This is a genomic window from Streptomyces sp. NPDC047981 (assembly GCF_040653315.1).
Classification (GTDB): Bacteria; Actinomycetota; Actinomycetes; order Streptomycetales; family Streptomycetaceae; genus Streptomyces.
The window spans coordinates 110,801-130,847 of record NZ_JBEZNQ010000002.1 but is presented as its reverse complement, the minus strand read 5'-3'; the positions used below and the strand labels follow the sequence as shown (position 1 = coordinate 130,847).

Genomic DNA, 20,047 nt, shown 5'->3' with positions numbered 1-20,047 from the left:
GGCCACGGCTCCCCGCACGGGGTCCTCCCACCTGTTCTGCCCGTACGGCCGTACTCCCAACATGACCCGCACGGACGTTTCCCCTGGAGGGTGGCCGTCGTTGGGCCGAGCGTGAGATTCGTATGGAAGCGGGCGGGCCGCGCGCTCGCGGTGGCGGCACTGATGGCGGGCGTGGCGGGCTGCACCGGCACGGGCGAGAGCGGCGGCGGGATCGGCCTTCCCCTGCCCGGGAAGGCGCGGGCCCCCGGCGACGTCATCCGGGTCAGCCCGGAGGACGGCAGCAAGGGCGTGCCGGCCGAGGGACCGATCGAGGTCAGGGTCGACAGCGGACGTCTGGAGCGGGTCGCCGTCGTCCGGGTCGAGGACGCCCAGCGGGCCGAGGTGCCCGGCGAGATCAGCGCGGACGGGCTGCGCTGGCGGCCGAAGCCGGACTCCCGGCTCGCCCTCGCGGCCAAGTACACCGTGGACGCCGTGGCGCTGGACGCGCACGGCCGGCGCTCCGCCCGGCACACCACCTTCACCACCGCCGTCCCCGAGCGCCGCTTCATCGGCTACTTCAAGCCGGAGAACCGTTCCACTGTCGGCACCGGAATGATCGTCTCCTTCTCCTTCAACCGCGCCATCGAGAACCGCGAGGCCGTCGAGCGGGCCATCACCGTCACCTCCGACCCGCCGGTCGACGTGGTCGGCCACTGGTTCGGCAAGGAGCGGCTCGACTTCCGCCCGGCGGAGTACTGGCGGCCCGGCACCAAGGTGACCGTCGACCTCGCCCTGCGCGACCTGGAAGGAGCGCCCGGGGTGTACGGCATCCAGAGCAAGCGCGTCGGGTTCACCGTCGGCCGCTCCCAGGTCTCCCTCGTCGACGCGGCCGAGCACACCATGGAGGTGCGCAGGGACGGCGACCTGCTCGCCACCCTGCCGATCACGGCCGGGGCGCCGAAGACGACGACGTACAACGGGAAGATGGTGGTCACGGAGCTCTACGACGTGACCCGGATGGACGGCCGGACGGTCGGCTTCGGCGGGGAGTACGACATCAAGGACGTGCCGCACGCGATGCGGCTGACCGAGTCCGGGACCTTCCTGCACGGCAACTACTGGGCCGCGCCCTCCACCTTCGGCTCGGCCAACGTCAGCCACGGCTGCGTGGGTCTGCGGGACGAGAAGGGCGGCAGCGCGGACTCCCCGGCGGGCTGGTTCTTCGACCGCACGCTCATCGGCGACGTCGTCGAGGTCGTCAACTCCCGTGACCGAAAGGTCGCTCCCGACAACGGCCTCGGAGGATGGAACATGGGATGGGAGGAGTGGAAGGCGGGTAGCGCCTTGCGATGACAGGGGCAGCCGACCCGAACCCCGTGCGAACTGGGACTGAACGGTGACATTCGCGTGGAACTTTCGTGTCTTCCAGTGTGATTATCTAGCGCCGTGTGCGCGAGAGGATGTGCACGGGGGTGGGGCCCAGGCAGTGCCGGGTCGTGCGAGGGGAGAACACCATAGTGAACGGGCAGCCGATATCCGGAACGACCACCGGACGCAGGCGCCGCGGCACCCGCCTGGGGGCGCTGGCGACGGGGGCGCTGCTCCTCGTCCTGACCGCGTGCGGTGGTGGCGACACCACCGGCGCGAAGGGCGGGCAGGAGCCGGGCAAGGACGGTGGCGGCAAGCAGGAGATCGCCGCCTCGCAGGCGGTCGTCACGATCACCCCGAAGGACGGCGCCGACGCGGTCGCCACCAGCGGCGCGCTGAAGGTCACGGCCGAGCAGGGCAAGCTGACGACGGTCACGGTCGCGGACACCAAGGGCGCCGAGGTCGAGGGCAAGATATCGGCGGACGGCGCCAGCTGGCAGCCCGTCGGACACCTCTCCGCCGGCACGCAGTACAAGGTCCACGCGATCGCGAAGGACTCCGAGGGCCGTGAGTCGGCCAAGGACACCACCTTCACCACGCTGACCCCGAAGAACACCTTCATCGGCCACTACACGCCCGAGGACGGTTCGACCGTCGGCGTCGGCATGCCGGTCTCCATCCGCTTCACCCGGGGCATCACCGACCCCGAGGCCGTGGAGAAGGCCATCAAGGTCACCGCGACGCCCGCCGTCGAGATCGAGGGCCACTGGTTCGGCAACGACCGCCTCGACTTCCGCCCGGAGAACTACTGGGCCGCCGGCACCAAGGTGAAGGTCGAGCTCAACCTGGACGGCGTCGAGGGCCGCCCGGGCGTCTACGGCAAGCAGAAGAAGACGGTCTCCTTCACCATCGGCCGCCGCCAGGTCTCCACGGTCGACGCCAGCGCCAAGACCATGAAGGTCGAGCGCGACGGCAAGATCATCAAGACCATCCCGATCACCGCGGGCGCCCCGTCCACGACCACGTACAACGGTCAGATGGTCATCAGCGAGAAGTACAAGGTGACCCGGATGAACGGCGCCACGGTCGGCTTCGGCGGCGAGTACGACATCAAGGACGTGCCGCACGCGATGCGTCTGTCCACCTCGGGCACCTTCGTCCACGGCAACTACTGGGCCTCCTCGGGCACGTTCGGCTCCGCCAACGTCAGCCACGGCTGCGTCGGTCTGCGCGACGCGCGCGGCGCGGGCGACAGCTCCACCCCGGCGGCCTGGTTCTACGACCGCTCGCTCATCGGTGACGTGGTCGTCGTGAAGAACTCGAAGGACAAGCAGATCCAGCCGGACAACGGCCTCAACGGCTGGAACATGTCCTGGTCGGAGTGGATCAAGTAACACCGCCTTCGCGGGGCCCGGTGCTGTGAGCAACAGCACCGGGCCCTTCGTCGTTAACGACGGCTAACCTGCCGGGTATGACTGTGAACCTCGAAGTCGCGGACGGCGTCGGCACGATCCGCCTCGACCGCCCCCCGATGAACGCCCTCGACATCGCCGTCCAGGACCGCCTGCGCGAGCTGGCCCAGGAGGCGAGCGACCGCGACGACGTGCGCGCCGTGATCCTGTACGGCGGCGAGAAGGTGTTCGCGGCCGGCGCGGACATCAAGGAGATGCAGGTCATGGACCACGCGGCCATGGTGAAGCGGTCGCGCGCGCTCCAGGACTCCTTCACCGCGATCGCCCGCATCCCCAAGCCCGTCGTCGCCGCGGTCACCGGCTACGCCCTGGGCGGCGGCTGCGAGCTGGCGCTCTGCGCCGACTACCGGATCGCCGCCGACAACGCCAAGCTCGGCCAGCCCGAGATCCTCCTCGGCCTCATCCCCGGCGCCGGCGGCACCCAGCGGCTCTCCCGCCTCGTCGGCCCGTCCAAGGCCAAGGACCTCATCTTCACCGGCCGGATGGTCAAGGCGGAGGAGGCCCTGACACTCGGTCTGGTGGACCGTGTCGTCCCCGCGGCCGAGGTGTACGAGCAGGCGCACGCCTGGGCCGCCAAGCTGGCGCAGGGCCCGGCCATCGCGCTGCGCGCCGCCAAGGAGGCGATCGACCAGGGCCTGGAGGCCGACATCGACACCGGCCTCGCGATCGAACGCACCTGGTTCGCGGGCCTGTTCGCGACCGCGGACCGGGAGACCGGGATGCGGAGCTTCGTCGAGGAGGGCCCGGGCAAGGCCAAGTTCGCCTGACGGACACCCCGCCCACTGGCCGCTGGCATATGCCGGAGGAATCTCGCGGAATCGTTGATTCCGGGGTACGGATTCCTCCGGAACGGCCACGCGGCCGCGTCCGGACGGCCATGATGGGGGCATGGCGGGCCTGGAGGGTGTGGAACAACCGCGGCAGCACGGCGGTGCGACCGCCGCACGGTGGGTACCGACCGCCGAGGACGAACAGGCCCTGAAGGCGCTGGAGTTGTACGGCAACCCGGCCGAGGACGACGTCCGCCTGCCGTCCCGCCCCGAGTCCGCCGCGGTCGCCCGCCGGCTCACGCAGTGCGTGGTGCTCCGACAGTGGGCCCTGACGCCGCAGATCGCGGAGCACGCGGTCTTACTCGTCTCGGAGCTCGTCGGGAACGCCGTCCGGCATACCGGGGCGCGCGTGTTCGCCCTGAGGCTGCTGCGCCGCCGGGGCTGGATCCGGATCGAGGTCCGAGACCCCTCGCGCGGCCTGCCCTGTCTGATGCCCGTGCAGGAGATGGACATCAGCGGCCGCGGCCTCTTCCTCGTCGACAAGCTCTCCGACCGCTGGGGCGTGGACCTGCAGCCGCGCGGCAAGACCACCTGGTTCGAGATGCGGGTCTCCGACCGCTGATACACAAAAACCCCCGGAGAGGGGGCTTCTGTGTATGGAGCGCCGCGGGTCGGGGGGGGGTGTAACCCACGGTGCTCGAAGACGACCTGGCCCGGGTCAATGGGGGTCGTGGCTTCGACTATGGCAGACAGGTGGCCTTGCCGCCAAAAGTCCCTATCGGTTCAAAATCGGTCAAACCGTCACGCATCGCCGATGAATCATTGGTGACGTGCAGCACGAACCTTGTAAATGGTGAATAAGTATGGCGTTCATCGGGTGTTTCCTCGACGTGTCCGCATGTCGGACGCCGCGTGCGGGATGGCAAACGTCCTGAATTGGCCTAATCGTAATTTTCCGGACACATCGCCCTTTTAATGGGCGCGTGACCCTCACCGACCGTCGTGGCGCGCTCCGGGCAGGTGCGGCCGCCGCCCTCGCCGGGGCCGTCGCGGGGGCCCTCACGACCGCCTGCGGCACCGAGACCCGTCCGGCGCCGCCCCGGGACCCCGCACCCGCCCCCAGGCCGCCCGAGGCCCCGGCCCCGCGCCGCTTCCCCGGGCTGCCCGTCGAGATCACCGACGGCCCGCGCGACCGCCCCCTGGTCGCCCTCACCTTCCACGGCCAGGGCGACCCCGCCCTCGCCCGCGCCCTGCTCGCCGAGGCCGAGAAGGGCGGCGCCCGGGTCACCGTCCTCGCCGTCGGCGAGTGGCTCGACGCCCACCCCGACCTCGCCCGCCGCGTCCTCGACGGCGGCCACGACCTCGGCAACCACACCCAGCGCCACCTCGACGTCGACGCGATGACCGAGGACCAGGCGCACGCCGAGATCGCCGCCTGCGCCACCCGGCTGCGCCGTCTCACCGGCTCCATCGGCACCTGGTTCCGCCCCTCCAGGACCCGGCACGCCGGAGAGGCCGTCCGCCGGGCCGCCCGGCGGGCCGGATACCCGCACGTCCTCTCGTACGGCGTCGACTCCCTCGACCACACCTCGCCCGGTGCCCCCGCCGTCGTCCGGAACGTCACCACGCGCGTCGGGGCCGGATCCGTGGTGAGCCTGCACCTCGGCTACCCGGACACCCTCGCCGCGCTGCCGCCCCTCCTCGCCGAACTCGACCGCCGCGGCCTGCGCGCGGTGACGACCACGGAGCTGCTGACCTGATGCTGCCTCTCACCACGCGCACGAAGAGCCTCCTCGCCGCCGCGCTGCTCGCCGCGCTCGCCGGGTGCGGCACCGCGGACCGGGCCGCCGAGCCCCGGGGCGGCGGCCGGGAGCAGGCCGCCGCGCTCCCCGCCGTACCGAAGAAGGCCGCCCCCGCGGGGCTGCCGGGCATGCCGCCGGTCCTCGACCCGAACGACATCTACGCCGCCGACCGCCCCGGCAGGCTCTCGCCCGTGGTGAAGGGCTTCCCCAGCCGGGTCTACGTCCCCAACACCAACTCCAACACGGTCTCGGTCATCGACCCGGCGACGTACAAGGTCGTCGAGACGATCCCGGTCGGCGTCCAGCCGCAGCACGTCGTGCCGTCCTGGGACCTGAAGACCCTCTGGGTCAACAACAACCGGGGCCACACGCTCACCCCGATCGACCCGGCCACCGGCGTCGCCGGAAAGCCCGTCGAGGTCCACGACCCGTACAACCTGTACTTCACGCCCAACGGGAAGTACGCCGTCGTCATGGCCTCCCTCGACCGCGAACTGGTCTTCCGCGACCCGCACACGATGGAACGGAAGAAGACCGTCCCGGTCAGCTGCTACGGCGTCAACCACGCCGACTTCTCCGCCGACGGCCGGTACTTCGTCGTCTCCTGCGAGTTCTCCGGCGAACTCCTGAAGGTCGACACCGAGAGGATGGAGGTCATCGGCCAGCAGCGACTGCCCTTCGAGGGCGCCATGCCGCAGGACGTGAAGATCTCCCCGGACGGCAAGACCTTCTACATCGCCGACATGATGGCCCACGGCGTGTGGGTCCTCGACGGCGAGAAGTTCACCACCCCGCAGCTGATGCCGACCGGCAAGGGCGCCCACGGCCTGTACATCTCCCGCGACTCCAAGGAGATGTACATCCCCAACCGCGGCGAGGGCTCCGTCTCCGTCTTCGACTTCGACCGGAACAGGCTGACGAAGAAGTGGCGGCTGCCGGACGGCGGTTCACCGGACATGGGCGGCGTCTCCGCCGACGGCAAGGTGCTGTGGCTGTCCGGCCGGTACGACTCCGAGGTGTACGCGATCGACACGACGACCGGGAAGCAGCTGGCCCGCATCCCGGTCGGCGGCGGCCCGCACGGCCTGGCGGTCTACCCGCAGCCGGGCCGGTACTCGCTCGGCCACACGGGAGTCTTCCGCTGACCGTCAGGCGGCGACCAGCAGGGCCTCGGAGGCGACGGGACGGTAGCCGGCGGCCTGGAAGACCCGGACGCTGCGGGCGTTGCCCGGGGACTGCTGGGACCAGACCACGTCGCCCGGCGTGAGGTGCCGGGCGGCGAGCGCGAGGGCCCGGCCGATCCCGCGGTGCCTGACGTCCTCGTCCACCTCGATCGCGGCCTCCCAGCGCCCGGCGACGCCACGGCCGAGGACGACCACGCCGCCGTCGGCGCCCCACACCCGGACGTCGTCGCGGTACTTCAGCGCCCGAGCGACCCGCGGGTGCTCGGGGTCCCGGATCTCCCGCAGCGGCAGCTCGGGGGCGCCGGGCAGGGCGGGGGCGACGGTGAGCAGGTCGACGGTGTTCATCCGGCGCCCGGTCCGCCGCATGAGGGCCAGCAGGAACCCGGGATTCATCGACGCGGCCAGTGGGTCACTGGCGGTGGCGGCCAACTCCGCCCGCACCCACTCCGGATCCGCGTCCGTGAAGACGACGGAGTGCGCGGTGAAGGCGAGGACCCCGGCGTCGCGCGTGCTCGGCTGCGGGACGACCGTCGTCGTCCCGTCCGGCGGCGGGAACCTTCCCTCCGCCGCGTCGGCCAGAATCCGTGCCACATCGTCGCTCATACCCCCATCATCCGGCACGACCGCGCCCGCTAATCTGACCCCGTCAGAGAAGCACCAAGAAGGGGCGGAAACAGTGGCGGACATCGAGTCGGCACGCACGGCGTTCGATCGGTTCGACGTGGACAAGGACGGCTTCATCACCGCCTCCGAGTACAAGAGCGTCATGGCCCAGCTGGGTGACTTCAACGTCACCGAGACGGTCGCCGAGGCGCTCATCAAGCAGCGCGACGACAACCACGACGGCAAGCTGTCGTGGGACGAGTTCTGGGCCCACCTCAGCAAGGCCTGACCCCTGCCGCGCGGGGCGGGCGGCGTGTACTCCGTGCGTACGCACGTGAGTTGCCGCCCGCCCGGGCGCCGGTGACGATCGAGCGGTGACGCTCCCCGGATCCGCCGGCACGTGTTCGACCCTGCGCCGGCTCCCCCTGGGCAGGACGACGCGCGCGGGCGTGAACCTGGTGGGAAAATAGGGGTGTTCCCCCAAACCCTCTCCCTATGGTTACTGTCGCGCGGCTGGTGCGTCGATTGCTGATGGCTGTGCTTCTGAGCGTAGCGATCAGCGTGGGACCGGTCGCCATCCCGGCGTCGGCCGAACCGACGCCCCCACCGACGACGTCGGAGCCGCCATCGGGCACGTCGGAACCGCCGCCACCACCGGAATCGACACCACCGGAATCGCCGCCGACGCCATCGGAACCGCCGTCGACGACGGAACCGCCGGATGCCGAGGCCTCCCTCACGCTCGACCCGGACCACGGCTCCGTCGGGGACGTGATCGACGTCCGGGGCACGGGCTTCGACGAGTGCCCTGGTGGCACCGTGTATCTCCACGTGGTGGGCGGGCCCGAGATCGCGTCCGGCATCCCCGTGTCGGAGAACGGCGACTTCTCGTACACGGAGACCGTCCCGGCTGATTCTGACCCGGGCACGTACACCTTCCGGGCCGTGTGCACCGATGCGTCGTCCCTCTATGCGGAGGCCGTCTACGTCGTCGAAACCCCGGGGGACCCGCTCCTCGCCCTCGCCGAGGAGGAGGGCACGAAAGGGAGCACCGTACAGGCGGAGGGCACGGGCTTCCGTTGCTCGAACGTCGACCTGCTGTGGGACGGCGACGAGTCGCTGACCACCGCCCCCGTCACGGAGCAGGCCACTTTCGCCACCGAGATCCCGGTACCGAGCGACGCGGAGCCGGGCGGGCACACGGTGCGGGCGGTCTGCCAGGACTACCCGGAGCAGTACGACGAGGCTTCGTACGAGGTCACGGACGAGCCGAACCCGACGGACCCGAACCAGACGGACCCGAACCAGACGGACCCGAACCAGACGGACCCCTTCCAGACCGACCCGAACCAGACGGACCCGAACCAGACCGACCCGAATCAGACCGACCCGAATCAGACCGACCCGAACCAGACCGACCCCAACGCAACCGTCCCGCCCGGAGGCAACGGCGGCGGCTCCACCCCCGTCGGGTGGGTCGTCGGTCCTGCGTCCCTGGGCGGTGCGCTCGCTCTCGCCGCCGCCGCGGCCGTCTACTTCGGGCGGCTGCACCGAGGCCCCCGCTGGGTGCGCAGCCACGTACGGGCGACCCTGCGGCCCGCCACCGGCGACACGGCGCTGACCGAGTACCGTCCGCCCGGCGAGCCGCCCACCCACACCACCCGGCTCGACCCGCACCCGGACCCCGGTCGGCAGACCCTCGACGAGGAGGACCGATGACCACGACCGCGCCCTTGAGGGCCACGACCCCGACGATCGCCGTCCGCTCGTTCCTGCTCGGCGACGGTGAAGGCCTCGACGGGCCGCTGCGTGCCCATGGCACGGCCGGGCCGCTGCTCGCGTCCGTACGGGGCCGGACGCCCGCCGCCGACCGGGCGGTCGAGCACGAGCTGGCCACCGTCGTGGACGACTTCCTCGGCCTCGACGTGTTCGACCTGGCCGCCGCCGGCTGGCGCGGCCACTCCGCGCTGCAGTCCGCCGCGCGCCGTACCCGGGACCTGCCGGGCAGCGAGGAGGTCGTCGCCCTCGCGACCCATCGGGTCACCTCCACGCACCGGCCCTACGTCGACGTCTACGTGGACGGCGCGAAGATCGGCACACTGGACGTGCAGCTGAGCGTGGTCTTCTGGATCTCCGGGCTCGTCTGTGTGGTCCGCGACGCCTGCCTGACCGGCGTGCGGTCGGGGGAGTGCGCGGTCGACGTGAGCCTGGGGGCGCAGGGGGCGGTGATCGCCGAGCGACGGGGCGGCCGGCTGGACCTCCCGGGCGGATTCGCGATGCGGGGCCCGGTGCCGCTGCTGCGGCACGAGCCGAATCCGCACGAGACCCGGACCGCCCCGGGAATCAGCAGGCGGTGATCAGCACGCGGTGATCAGCCTGTGCTGATCAGCCGTGTGTGATCAGCACTCGATGATGTTCACCGCGAGACCGCCCCGCGCCGTCTCCTTGTACTTGACCGACATGTCCGCGCCGGTCTCCTTCATCGTCTTGATGACCTTGTCCAGGGAGACCAGGTGGCTGCCGTCGCCGCGGAGGGCCATCTTCGCGGCCGTGACCGCCTTGACCGCCGCCATGCCGTTGCGCTCGATGCACGGGATCTGGACCAGGCCGCCGACCGGGTCGCAGGTCAGGCCCAGGTTGTGCTCCATGCCGATCTCGGCCGCGTTCTCGACCTGCTCCGGGGAGCCGCCCATGACCTCCGCGAGGGCGCCGGCCGCCATCGAGCAGGCCGAGCCGACCTCGCCCTGGCAGCCGACCTCGGCGCCCGAGATCGAGGCGTTCTCCTTGAAGAGCATGCCGACCGCGCCCGCCGCGAGCATGAAGCGGACCACGCCGTCGTCGTCGGCGCCCGGCACGAAGTTCATGTAGTAGTGCAGGACCGCCGGGATGATGCCCGCCGCACCGTTCGTCGGGGCGGTCACCACGCGGCCGCCCGCCGCGTTCTCCTCGTTCACGGCCATCGCGTAGAGCGTGATCCACTCCATCGCGAGCGCCGCCGGCTCGCCCTCGGAGCGCAGCTTGCGGGCCGTGTTCGCGGCGCGGCGGCGGACCTTCAGGCCGCCGGGCAGGATGCCCTCGCGGGACATGCCGCGCGAGACGCAGGCCTGCATGACCCGCCAGATCTCCAGGAGGCCCTCGCGGATCTCGTCCTCGGTGCGCCAGGCCTTCTCGTTCTCCATCATCATCGCGGAGATCGACAGGCCCGTCTCCTTCGCGAGCCGGAGCAGCTCGTCGCCCGTGCGGAAGGGGTACTTCAGGACCGTGTCGTCCGGGATGATCGGGTCCGAGCCCTCGACCGCGTCCTCGTCGACGACGAAGCCGCCGCCGACCGAGTAGTACGTCTTCTCCAGGACCAGCGCGCCCTCGACGTCGTACGCGAAGACCGTCATGCCGTTGGCGTGGTACGGCAGCGCCTTGCGCCGGTGCAGGATCAGGTCCGCGTCGAAGTCGAAGGGGATCTCGTGCATCCCGAGGACGTTGATCCGGCCGCTCGACTTGATCCGCTCGAACTCGTCGTCCGCGGTCTCCACGTTCACCGTGCGCGGCGAGTTGCCCTCCAGGCCCAGCAGGACCGCCTTCGGCGTGCCGTGCCCGTGGCCGGTCGCGCCCAGCGAGCCGTACAGCTCGGCCCGTATCGACGCCGTGTGCGCCAGGAGGCCTTCGTTCTTCAGACGGCGCGCGAACATCCGGGCCGCGCGCATCGGGCCCACCGTGTGCGAGCTGGACGGGCCGATGCCGATCGAGAACAGGTCGAAGACCGAGATGGCCACGGGGGACTCCTTGTGGGGGGCTGACGCCGTTGTCTGCCGGGGTGGTGCAGAACAGAGCAGGAAAGCGAGCGGGACAAAGGGGTGGGGCACCGGCTCACTGTCCAGTGTGCGCGGTGCCCCGGAGCTTCATACCAACAAAAGGGTACGAAATTACTTCAGGCCGGGGTACAGCGGGTGCTTCTCGGCCAGCGCGACGACCCGGGCCTTCAGGGCGTCGGCGTCGAAGCCGGGCTTCAGGGTCTCCGCGATGACGTCGGCGACCTCGGCGAAGTCCTCGGCGCCGAAACCGCGGGTCGCGAGCGCCGGCGTACCGATGCGCAGACCCGAGGTGACCATCGGCGGACGCGGGTCGTTCGGGATCGCGTTCCGGTTGACCGTGATGCCGACCTCGTGGAGGCGGTCCTCGGCCTGCTGGCCGTCCAGCTCGGAGTTGCGCAGGTCCACCAGGACCAGGTGCACGTCCGTGCCGCCGGACAGGACCGAGACGCCGTGCGCGGTGACGTCGTCCTGGACCAGGCGCTCGGCCAGGATCCGGGCGCCGTCCAGGGTGCGCTGCTGGCGCTCCTTGAACTCCTCCGAGGCCGCGATCTTGAACGAGACGGCCTTGGCCGCGATCACGTGCTCCAGCGGGCCGCCCTGGAAACCGGGGAAGACCGAGGAGTTCAGCTTCTTCGCGAACTCCTTCTTCGCGAGGATGATGCCGCCGCGCGGGCCGCCGAGCGTCTTGTGCGTGGTCGAGGTGACCACGTCGGCGTGCGGGACCGGGTTCGGGTGCAGACCGGCCGCGACCAGGCCCGCGAAGTGGGCCATGTCGACCCACAGGTACGCCTCGACCTCGTCGGCGATCCGGCGGAACTCCGCGAAGTCCAGCTGACGCGGGTAGGCGGACCAGCCCGCGATGATCACCTTCGGGCGGTGCTCCTTGGCCAGGCGCTCGACCTCGGCCATGTCGACCAGACCGGCCTCGTCCACGTGGTACGCGACCACGTTGAACTGCTTGCCCGAGAAGTTCAGGCGCATGCCGTGGGTCAGGTGACCGCCGTGCGCCAGGTCCAGGCCCAGGATCGTGTCGCCCGGCTGGGCGATCGCGAAGAGCGCGGCCTGGTTCGCGGAGGCGCCGGAGTGCGGCTGGACGTTGGCGTACTCGGCGCCGAACAGGTCCTTGATCCGGTCGATGGCGATCTGCTCGGCCACGTCGACGTGCTCGCAGCCGCCGTAGTAGCGGCGGCCCGGGTAGCCCTCGGCGTACTTGTTGGTGAGGACCGAGCCCTGGGCCTCCATGACCGCGACCGGAGCGAAGTTCTCCGAGGCGATCATCTCGAGGGTGGACTGCTGGCGGTGGAGCTCGGCGTCGACGGCGGCGGCGACGTCCGGGTCCAGCTCATGGAGAGGGGTGTTCATAAGCGACATGGATCGATCCCTACGGGTCTCGGTCAGCCTGCGGTGAAGGCGGTGTACTCGTCGGCGGTGAGCAGCTCGTCCGGCTCACCGGTGATGCGCACCTTGAACAGCCAGCCACCCTCGAACGGGGCGGTGTTCACCAGGGAGGGGTCGTCCACGACGTCCTGGTTGGCCTCGACGATCTCGCCGGTCACCGGGGCGTACAGGTCGCTGACGGACTTGGTGGACTCCAGCTCGCCACAGGACTCGCCCGCGGTCACGGTGTCCCCGACCTCCGGGAGCTGCACGTAGACGACGTCACCGAGGGCGTTCGCCGCGTGCTCGGTGATGCCGACCGTCGCGACGCCGTCGACGACGTCCGACAGCCACTCGTGCTCCTTGCTGTAGCGGAGCTGCTGGGGGTTGCTCATGTCGTGATTCTCCTGGATCGGGGGAGTGCTGATGAACGCTGGTCTTACGGGATGAGACGCGGGGTGAGACGTGAGGGGGTGGGATACCTCACGCCCGCCCCGATCGTCAGTTCCGGTGCGCCGTCACTTCTGACGCTTGTAGAAGGGCAGCGCCACGACCTCGTACGGCTCGTGCGTGCCGCGGATGTCCACACCTACACCCTGGGTGCCGGGCTCGGCGTGCGCCGCGTCCACGTAGGCGATCGCGATCGGCTTTCCGAGCGTCGGGGACGGCGCGCCCGAGGTGACCTCGCCGATGACCTCGCCGTTCGCGACGACGGAGAAACCGGCGCGCGGGACGCGGCGGCCCTCGGCGATCAGGCCGACCAGCTTGCGCGGCGGGGCGGTCTCGGCGCGCTCGGCGGCCTTCTCGAGCGCCTCGCGGCCGACGAAGCGGCCCTCGTTCGTCGTCTTCTCGAACTTCACGACCCGGCCGAGACCGGCGTCGAACGGGGTGAGGGAGGTCGTCAGCTCGTGCCCGTACAGCGGCATGCCCGCCTCCAGGCGCAGCGTGTCACGGCAGGACAGGCCGCAGGGGATCAGGCCGACCGGCGCGCCCGCCTCGGTCAGCGCCTTCCAGACGCCCTCGGCGTGCTCCGGCTTCAGGAACAGCTCGAAGCCGTCCTCGCCGGTGTAGCCGGTACGGGCGATCAGGGCGGGGACCCCGGCGACCGTGCCCGGCAGGCCGGCGTAGTACTTCAGCCCGTCCAGGTCGGCGTCGGTGAGCGACTTCAGGATGCCGGGGGACTCCGGGCCCTGGACGGCGATCAGGGCGTACGCGTCGCGGTCGTCGCGGACCTCGGCGTCGAAGCCGGCCGCGCGCTCGGTGAGCGCGTCGAGGACGATCTGGGCGTTGGAGGCGTTGGCGACGACCATGTACTCGGTGTCAGCGAGCCGGTACACGATCAGGTCGTCGAGGATGCCGCCGTCCTCCTGGCAGATCATCGTGTAGCGGGCGCGGCCCACGCCGACCGTGGAGATGTTGCCGACCAGGGCGAAGTCGAGCAGCTCGACCGCCTGCGGGCCGGTGACGGTGATCTCGCCCATGTGGGAGAGGTCGAAGAGGCCCGCCTTGGTGCGGACGGCGACGTGCTCGTCCCGCTCGCTGCCGTAGCGCAGCGGCATGTCCCAGCCGGCGAAGTCGGTCATGGTCGCGCCCAGGGAGCGATGCAGGGCATCGAGGGCGGTCAGACGGGGGGCAGACGTGCTCATGGGTGGCTCCCGGATCCCAAGGGCGGAAAACATGACGGGCGAGGACGTCCTCCCCATCTGTCATGGAACCTGAGAGGTTCACCGAGAGCATCTCGTCACCGAGAGATCGGCTTGCACCTTGGGTGGGGACACGCGAGGGCGTGTCCCGCTTTTCAGATCTGCCTCATCCACGCGGTACGGGGCCTGAGAGATTCAAGGGAGGGTCTTGCTCCTTCGGCGCCCGGGGCCCACCGTGGTGGTTCCGGGACTCTCCCGCGCGGATTCGAGCGGCCGGTATGCGGTTGTGTGCGCTTGGCGCGGACATCATTGCACGCGGTGTCGGATCGGCAAATCGCTTGTGACTGATTACCCCTTCTTTACACTTTGTGGGCAAGGGGTTCTCGGGACCCGACTGGGGGAGAGACGATGACGATCCAGCGCTCCGGCGCCTACGCCACGAGTACGGGGATACCGGCCCCGCGTGCCCGCGCCCGCGCCAGGACCCGCAGACGCCGCGCCGCGCCCCTGCTGCGCGATCTGCGCGAGCGCGGCGGCCGCGGCCCCCGCACGCTCGCCTTCACGGCGGGCGACCTCGTGGTGGTCTCCGGGCTGCCCGGCAGCGGCAAGTCCACGCTGATGCGGCGCGCCGCGGACGGCCTCGGCATCGACTCCCAGGACGCCCGCGAGCGCTGGGAGGCCCGGCTGCCCGCCTTCCTGCCGTACGCGGTCTACCGCCCGCTGGCCCGGATCGCCCACTACGCCGGTCTGTGGCGCGCGCTGCGGGCCGGGCGGAGCGTCGTCGTCCACGACTGCGGCACCCAGTCCTGGGTGCGGAACTGGCTGGCCCGCGAGGCCCGCCGCCGGGGCGGCGCCCTCCATCTGATCCTGCTCGACGTCCCACCCGCCGCCGCCCGGGCCGGCCAGCGCGAGCGCGGCCGGGGCGTCTCCGGCTACGCCTTCGCCCGGCACCGCCGGGCCGTCGGCCGGCTCCTCCGCTCGGTCGAGGCGGGCCGGCTGCCCCGCGGCTGCGCCTCGGCGACGCTGCTCGACCGGGACGCCGCAGGAGCCCTGCGGACCATCGCCTTCCGCTCCGCGCACTGAGCGCTTTTGGCCACGGGGGTGCCAGGGCGGCGTTAGGGTTCTGCCCCGAGGGCGTCACGACGAGGGCGCGCCAGACACGCGATCAGGGCGTGCCAGACAGGGGAAGCGGGAACCGTGGACGTTACGTGGCCGGGCAACGAGCTCGAAGAGGTCCTCGCGGCCTCGCTCGGCAACCCCTCCGCCGGGGGCCGCCTCGTCGAGGTCCTCGGCCGGAGCCCCGTCTGGGTGCCGCTGCCCAACGGAGGCAGCCAGGAGAGCCGGGACCTCGACCTGCCCACGATGGAGATCGACGGACTGCCGTACGTCCCCGTCTTCAGCTCCGAGCAGCAGTTCCTCGCCTGCGTCGGCAGCCACATGTCCTTCACCGTCGCCCCCGCCCGTGACTTCGCCCGCGGACTGCCCCCGCAGCTCGGCATCGCCGTGAACCCCGGCGGCACCGTCGGCGCCCCGCTGCCCCCGCCCGCCGTGGCCGAACTCTGCCGGACCGGCCGCACCCCGCTGGACGGCCCCGCGAGCGGCGGCCGGGTCCGGCTCTTCGAGCCCGACTGGCAGGACGACCCCGTCGACTTCCTCTCCGCCGCCTCCGCCGAGTTCGAGGACACCGGAGTCGTCCTCTCCGCCCGCCGCGCCCTGGCCAGCGTCGAGGGCACCGAACCGGCCCTCTTCGTCGGCGTCGAGCTCGTCACCTGGGACGGCGTCGACCGGAACGCCCCGCTGGACGCCCTCGGCCGCGCGCTCGGCCGGGTCGAGGTGGCCTGGCCGGTCAACCTCATCCTGCTCGACGTGGCGCAGGACCCGGTCGGCGACTGGCTGCTGGAGCGGGTGCGCCCCTTCTACCAGCGGGCCTCCCGGTAACTAAGCTGAAGCGGTGGACGGAAGAGGGGCGGAGAACAGCGTGAGCGCGTCAGGCACCGCTGCGACCGGAATGGTCGAGCACAGGCTGCGCCAGGTGGCACCCGGACGCTACGAGGCGTACGAGGACCTGCTGCGCGCCCTCGCCGACGGCGGCGTCTGGATGCTGCTCTGGCAGGGCACCCCCGGCTCGCCCGACGCCCAGTACGGACACATGGAGGTCGACGGCTTCGGGTACGCCCCGTGCGTCACCTCCGCCCAGGAGCTGGCCGCCTCCGGCTGGAACCGCGCGCACGAGGCGGTCACGGGACGCGAGATCGCCGGCGCGCTCTACCCCGACCGGGTGGGCATCTGGCTCAACCCGCACGACCCGAACGGCGGCGTCGGCATCCCCTGGGCGGACCTGCGCCGGATCGCCACCGGTCTCGACCGGATGCCGGCCGGACCGCTCAGGCTCTCCGAACCCGCGCTCGAGATTCCGCAGTTCTACGCCCTGCTGACCCAGAACGCCCATCGCACCCCGTCCGTACGGTCGCTGCGCAGGGCCTGGGTGCAGCCCGCGCTCGGCTCCCCGTACCTCGCCATCGGTCTCGACCTGTACGACACCTCCGCCGCCGCCGTGGAGTCGGTGCGCGCGATGATGCGGCAGTCGGTCTCCGCGGTCCCCGACGGCCTGCCCGTCTCGACGGTCGCGATGTCGGACGCGTACGACCCCGTCGCGATGTGGCTGCGCGCCAACGCCCGGCCGTTCTACGACCGCGACGCGCACGCGGCGCCCGCGCCGCCCGCCTCCGGCTACGGCTACCCGCCGGCCGTGCCCCGCACGTACTGAGCCGCGTCCCGCACCTGGCGCGTCGCGTCCCGGACATGGCGAATCACCCGATTCGCCACCCCATGCGTCACCCCAATTGGCACCTGTCACAGGGGTGTTGGGGTGGATGTCCGTTTGAGCCGAATAGTGGCCGAGATGGTCCGCTGACGCGATCACAGAGTCCGGATAACGGAAGGCAACGAACCGCATCACGGTTGAGCAAACATTCACCGTGAGGTCTGGCGGGTGATCGCGACCACATTGAAGACTCCCCGGAACACCGGGCGTTCGGCCTCCTGGCCGGTGCCCCGCAGTTGTTCCACCAAGCCGCTACCCGCGGCGGGCAAGGGCCGGCTACCGGCGGCCGAGAGGGGTCCTCACCACGATGACGGCACCACTGCACGAGACGAGTGCGGCCGAGTCGACCGCCGCCGTCGATGCCGTGCCTCCCGCGCCTGCGGGCAAGGCGATCGAGGGTCGTTCCCCCTGGCAGATCGCCTGGACCAGGCTCAAGCGCGACAAGCTCGCGCTGGCCGGCGGCGCGATCGTGATCTTCCTGGTCTTCGTCGCGATCTTCGCGCCCCTCATCGTGGGGCTGCTCGGCCACCCGCCGGACGAGTTCCACGAGGACCAGATCGACCCGCTCTTCGGCACCCCGATCGGCCCCTACGGCGGCATCAGCTCCGACTTCCTGCTCGGCGTCGAGCCGGTCAACGGCCGTGACGTCTTCAGCCGGATCGTCTACGGGGCGCGGATCTCGCTGCTCGTCGCCTTCCTCGCGGCGATGTTCGCGGTCGTCCTCGGCACCGTCCTCGGCGTCGTCGCCGGCTACTTCGGCGGCTGGGTCGACGCGGCCCTCAGCCGGGTCATGGACGTCATGCTCGCCTTCCCGCAGCTGCTCTTCACCATCGCCCTGGTCTCCGTGCTCCCCAACGAGCTGCTCGGCTTCTCCGGTTCCGGGGTCCGCATCGGCGCGCTGGTGGTCGTGATCGGCTTCTTCGGCTGGCCGTACGTCGGCCGGATCGTCCGCGGCCAGACCCTCTCGCTGCGCAACCGCGAGTACGTGGAGGCGGCCCGCTCGCTGGGCGCCGGCCGGCTCTACATCCTGCGCCGGGAGCTGCTGCCCAACCTGATCGCCCCGATCATGGTCTACGCGACCCTCATGATCCCCACGAACATCCTCACCGAAGCGGCCCTCAGCTTCCTCGGCGCGGGCGTCAAGCCGCCCACCGCCTCCTGGGGCCAGATGCTCTCGACGGCCATCTCCACCTATGAATCGGATCCCCTGTTCATGGTGATCCCCGGCCTCGCGATCTTCATCACCGTTCTGGCGTTCAACCTCTTCGGCGACGGCGTGCGCGACGCGCTCGACCCGAAGGCAGCGCGCTGACCGCCCGCCGAACCGCCCGCACGCCCGTACAGACCCGCCCCTGCCGCTGTTGACAGGAGGCAATCACCACCCGGCGGACCGCCGTAACGGCCGCCACTATTCCGGAGGTTGCGTGACCATGACTCTGAACAGCTCTTCGCGGCGCAGAATCGCCGCCGGCGCGCTGCTCGCCGCCGCCACGATGGTCGTCACCACGGCGTGTGGCGGCGGCACCGGCGACAACGGCAAGGGCAAGACCGGCGCCCCCGGCTTCAACGCCGCGGTGAACAAGGTCGCCAACGCCTCCGACAAGAAGGGCGGCGAGCTGAAGTTCATCGGCTCGCAGGAGGCCGACTCGTGGGACCCGCAGCGCGGTTACTACGGCTTCGTGTGGGACTTCGCCCGCTACTACACGCGTCAGCTGGTCACCTTCAAGGCCGAGCCGGGCGCCGCCTCCACCGAGCTGGTCCCCGACCTCGCCACCGACGCCGGCAAGGTCTCGGCCGACGGTCTGACCTACACCTTCACGCTGAAGGACGGGGTCGCCTGGGAGGACGGCAAGCCGATCACCTCCAAGGACATCAAGTACGGCATCGAGCGCATCTGGGCGCAGGACGTCATCTCCGGCGGTCCGATCTACCTGCAGCAGGTCCTCGACCCCAAGGGCGAGTACAAGGGTCCCTACAAGGACACCACCCCGGACAAGCTCGGCCTGAAGGCGATCGAGACCCCGGACGACAAGACCATCATCTTCAAGCTGCCGGTCGCCAACGGTGACTTCCTGCAGATGCTGGCCATGCCCGCCGCCTCCCCGGTCCGCCAGGACAAGGACACCAAGGCCCAGTACGGCCTGAAGCCCTTCTCCTCCGGCCCGTACAAGTGGCAGTCGTACACCCCGAACAAGTCGATGCTGCTCGTCCGCAACGACAAGTGGGACGCCAAGACGGACACCGTCCGCAAGGCCCTGCCGGACAAGATCAGCGTCAAGTTCACCACGAACGCGGACGACATGGACAACCGGCTGATCGAGGGCGAGTACGACCTCGACCTCAACGCCACCGGTGTCGGCGCCGCGGCCCGCGCCAAGGTGCTCCAGCAGCACAAGGAGAACGCGGACAACCCGCAGACCGGCTTCATCCGCTACGCGGTCTTCCCGCAGACGGTCATCGACAACGTCGAGTGCCGCAAGGCGATCATCTACGCGGCCGACTCCAAGTCCCTGCAGACCGCCCGTGGTGGCCCGCAGGCCGGTGGCGACATCGCCTCCAACATGCTGCCGCCGGCGATCAAGGGTGCCGACCCGAAGGCCGACCCGTACGGCAAGCTGGCCGGCAAGGCCGACGTCGCCAAGGCCAAGGAGGCCCTGGCCAAGTGCGGCAAGCCGAACGGCTTCAAGACCACGATCGCGGTCCGCAACAACAAGAAGATCGAGATCGCGACCGCCGAGTCCCTCCAGCAGTCGCTGAAGGCCGTCGGCATCGACGCCCAGATCGACCAGTTCGACGGCGCCCAGACCTCCGGCATCATCGGTTCGCCGAAGGTCGTCAAGGACAAGGGCTACGGCATCATCATCATGGGCTGGGGCGCCGACTTCCCGTCGGGCCAGGGCTTCCTGCAGCCGCTGGTCGACGGCCGCTTCATCCTCCAGAGCGGTAACAACAACTTCTCCGAGCTGAACGACCCGGCCGTCAACGGCCTGTTCGACCAGGCGCTGAAGGAGACCGACCCGGTCAAGGCCGGCGAGCTCTACAAGCAGATCAACACCAAGGTCTCCGACGCCGCGGTGTACCTGCCCTTCACGCACGAGAAGAACATCATCTGGCGCTCCTCGCGACTCACCAACGTCTACACGGCCGACGCCTACAACGGCCGCTACGACTACGCGTCGCTCGGCGTCATGAAGTAACCGAGAGTCCCATCCACCC

The 20,047-nt window shown here is 70.6% G+C and carries 19 protein-coding genes and 1 riboswitch; of the genes, 14 read left to right on the top strand and 5 right to left on the bottom strand.

The window, feature by feature from the left end; all coding sequences use genetic code 11:
- The first annotated feature begins 111 nt into the window (after window positions 1-111).
- The 6 genes from AB0E14_RS02485 to AB0E14_RS02460 all read left to right on the top strand — a co-directional run bounded on the left by AB0E14_RS02485 (window position 112) and on the right by AB0E14_RS02460 (window position 6,536).
- Window positions 112-1,332, top strand: coding sequence for an Ig-like domain-containing protein (locus AB0E14_RS02485; protein ID WP_362410654.1), 1,221 nt, complete (start codon window positions 112-114; stop codon window positions 1,330-1,332).
- Between the two features lie 164 nt (window positions 1,333-1,496).
- Window positions 1,497-2,741: an Ig-like domain-containing protein gene (locus AB0E14_RS02480; RefSeq protein WP_362410651.1), complete on the top strand. Its 1,245-nt coding sequence runs from the start codon at window positions 1,497-1,499 to the stop codon at window positions 2,739-2,741.
- A 77-nt stretch (window positions 2,742-2,818) separates the two neighbouring features.
- Complete coding sequence (locus tag AB0E14_RS02475; protein WP_362410648.1) at window positions 2,819-3,586, top strand: enoyl-CoA hydratase-related protein; 768 nt, start codon at window positions 2,819-2,821, stop codon at window positions 3,584-3,586.
- A gap of 121 nt (window positions 3,587-3,707) precedes the next feature.
- Window positions 3,708-4,211, top strand: a complete 504-nt coding sequence (locus tag AB0E14_RS02470) for an ATP-binding protein (protein ID WP_362410645.1) — start codon at window positions 3,708-3,710, stop codon at window positions 4,209-4,211.
- A 361-nt stretch (window positions 4,212-4,572) separates the two neighbouring features.
- Window positions 4,573-5,349: a polysaccharide deacetylase family protein gene (locus AB0E14_RS02465; protein ID WP_362410642.1), complete on the top strand. Its 777-nt coding sequence runs from the start codon at window positions 4,573-4,575 to the stop codon at window positions 5,347-5,349.
- Window positions 5,349-6,536, top strand: a complete 1,188-nt coding sequence (locus tag AB0E14_RS02460; protein ID WP_362410638.1) for a hypothetical protein — start codon at window positions 5,349-5,351, stop codon at window positions 6,534-6,536. Before AB0E14_RS02465 ends, AB0E14_RS02460 begins: the two co-directional genes overlap by 1 nt.
- A gap of 3 nt (window positions 6,537-6,539) precedes the next feature.
- Here AB0E14_RS02460 and AB0E14_RS02455 read toward each other — a convergent pair whose 3' ends face one another.
- Window positions 6,540-7,178, bottom strand: coding sequence for a GNAT family N-acetyltransferase (locus AB0E14_RS02455; protein WP_362410635.1), 639 nt, complete (start codon window positions 7,176-7,178; stop codon window positions 6,540-6,542).
- A 73-nt stretch (window positions 7,179-7,251) separates the two neighbouring features.
- Here AB0E14_RS02455 and AB0E14_RS02450 point away from each other — a divergent pair, with 73 nt between their 5' ends.
- From AB0E14_RS02450 to AB0E14_RS02440, 3 genes are all read left to right on the top strand, one after another.
- The gene (locus AB0E14_RS02450; protein ID WP_362410632.1) at window positions 7,252-7,467 is read left to right on the top strand and encodes an EF-hand domain-containing protein; all 216 of its coding nucleotides are present in this window, start codon (window positions 7,252-7,254) and stop codon (window positions 7,465-7,467) included.
- A gap of 482 nt (window positions 7,468-7,949) precedes the next feature.
- Window positions 7,950-8,897, top strand: coding sequence for a hypothetical protein (locus tag AB0E14_RS02445; RefSeq protein WP_362410629.1), 948 nt, complete (start codon window positions 7,950-7,952; stop codon window positions 8,895-8,897).
- The gene (locus AB0E14_RS02440) at window positions 8,894-9,535 is read left to right on the top strand and encodes a hypothetical protein (RefSeq protein ID WP_362410626.1); all 642 of its coding nucleotides are present in this window, start codon (window positions 8,894-8,896) and stop codon (window positions 9,533-9,535) included. The genes AB0E14_RS02445 and AB0E14_RS02440 overlap by 4 nt, the downstream gene beginning before the upstream one ends.
- 42 nt (window positions 9,536-9,577) lie before the next feature.
- Here the strand turns inward: AB0E14_RS02440 and AB0E14_RS02435 are convergent, their stop codons facing one another.
- The 4 genes from AB0E14_RS02435 to gcvT form a co-directional block, all read right to left on the bottom strand.
- Complete coding sequence (locus AB0E14_RS02435; protein ID WP_362410623.1) at window positions 9,578-10,948, bottom strand: L-serine ammonia-lyase; 1,371 nt, start codon at window positions 10,946-10,948, stop codon at window positions 9,578-9,580.
- Between the two features lie 150 nt (window positions 10,949-11,098).
- Window positions 11,099-12,358 carry a serine hydroxymethyltransferase gene (glyA, locus tag AB0E14_RS02430; protein WP_362410620.1) on the bottom strand — a complete coding sequence of 420 codons (1,260 nt, stop codon included), beginning with the start codon at window positions 12,356-12,358 and terminating at the stop codon, window positions 11,099-11,101.
- A gap of 23 nt (window positions 12,359-12,381) precedes the next feature.
- Window positions 12,382-12,759, bottom strand: coding sequence for a glycine cleavage system protein GcvH (gene gcvH, locus AB0E14_RS02425; protein ID WP_362410617.1), 378 nt, complete (start codon window positions 12,757-12,759; stop codon window positions 12,382-12,384).
- Between the two features lie 123 nt (window positions 12,760-12,882).
- Window positions 12,883-14,010 (bottom strand): glycine cleavage system aminomethyltransferase GcvT, encoded by a 1,128-nt coding sequence (gcvT, locus tag AB0E14_RS02420; protein ID WP_362410614.1) that lies wholly within the window; start codon window positions 14,008-14,010, stop codon window positions 12,883-12,885.
- 162 nt (window positions 14,011-14,172) lie between these two features.
- Window positions 14,173-14,275: riboswitch (glycine riboswitch) on the bottom strand.
- A gap of 140 nt (window positions 14,276-14,415) precedes the next feature.
- Here gcvT and AB0E14_RS02415 point away from each other — a divergent pair.
- From AB0E14_RS02415 to AB0E14_RS02395, 5 genes are all read left to right on the top strand, one after another.
- Entirely contained in the window at window positions 14,416-15,090 is a 675-nt protein-coding gene (locus tag AB0E14_RS02415) for an AAA family ATPase (RefSeq protein ID WP_362410611.1), read from the top strand.
- A 114-nt stretch (window positions 15,091-15,204) separates the two neighbouring features.
- Complete coding sequence (locus AB0E14_RS02410) at window positions 15,205-15,945, top strand: enhanced serine sensitivity protein SseB (RefSeq protein ID WP_362410608.1); 741 nt, start codon at window positions 15,205-15,207, stop codon at window positions 15,943-15,945.
- A gap of 40 nt (window positions 15,946-15,985) precedes the next feature.
- Complete coding sequence (locus tag AB0E14_RS02405; protein ID WP_362410605.1) at window positions 15,986-16,774, top strand: enhanced serine sensitivity protein SseB C-terminal domain-containing protein; 789 nt, start codon at window positions 15,986-15,988, stop codon at window positions 16,772-16,774.
- A gap of 364 nt (window positions 16,775-17,138) precedes the next feature.
- Window positions 17,139-18,143 (top strand): ABC transporter permease, encoded by a 1,005-nt coding sequence (locus AB0E14_RS02400; RefSeq protein WP_362410602.1) that lies wholly within the window; start codon window positions 17,139-17,141, stop codon window positions 18,141-18,143.
- Window positions 18,144-18,261: 118 nt separating this feature from the next.
- Window positions 18,262-20,028 (top strand): ABC transporter substrate-binding protein, encoded by a 1,767-nt coding sequence (locus AB0E14_RS02395; protein ID WP_362410850.1) that lies wholly within the window; start codon window positions 18,262-18,264, stop codon window positions 20,026-20,028.
- Window positions 20,029-20,047 lie beyond the last annotated feature (19 nt).

What these genes read in the sequence shown, in the direction of transcription:
- glyA (WP_362410620.1), bottom strand. Translation starts at nt 12,358, where the DNA reads ATGTCGCTTATGAACACCCCTCTCCATGAGCTGGACCCGGACGTCGCC.
- AB0E14_RS02455 (WP_362410635.1), bottom strand. Translation starts at nt 7,178, where the DNA reads ATGAGCGACGATGTGGCACGGATTCTGGCCGACGCGGCGGAGGGAAGG.
- AB0E14_RS02440 (WP_362410626.1), top strand. Translation starts at nt 8,894, where the DNA reads ATGACCACGACCGCGCCCTTGAGGGCCACGACCCCGACGATCGCCGTC.
- gcvT (WP_362410614.1), bottom strand. Translation starts at nt 14,010, where the DNA reads ATGAGCACGTCTGCCCCCCGTCTGACCGCCCTCGATGCCCTGCATCGC.
- AB0E14_RS02415 (WP_362410611.1), top strand. Translation starts at nt 14,416, where the DNA reads ATGACGATCCAGCGCTCCGGCGCCTACGCCACGAGTACGGGGATACCG.
- AB0E14_RS02395 (WP_362410850.1), top strand. Translation starts at nt 18,262, where the DNA reads ATGACTCTGAACAGCTCTTCGCGGCGCAGAATCGCCGCCGGCGCGCTG.
- AB0E14_RS02475 (WP_362410648.1), top strand. Translation starts at nt 2,819, where the DNA reads ATGACTGTGAACCTCGAAGTCGCGGACGGCGTCGGCACGATCCGCCTC.
- AB0E14_RS02460 (WP_362410638.1), top strand. Translation starts at nt 5,349, where the DNA reads ATGCTGCCTCTCACCACGCGCACGAAGAGCCTCCTCGCCGCCGCGCTG.
- AB0E14_RS02400 (WP_362410602.1), top strand. Translation starts at nt 17,139, where the DNA reads ATGACGGCACCACTGCACGAGACGAGTGCGGCCGAGTCGACCGCCGCC.
- AB0E14_RS02470 (WP_362410645.1), top strand. Translation starts at nt 3,708, where the DNA reads ATGGCGGGCCTGGAGGGTGTGGAACAACCGCGGCAGCACGGCGGTGCG.
- gcvH (WP_362410617.1), bottom strand. Translation starts at nt 12,759, where the DNA reads ATGAGCAACCCCCAGCAGCTCCGCTACAGCAAGGAGCACGAGTGGCTG.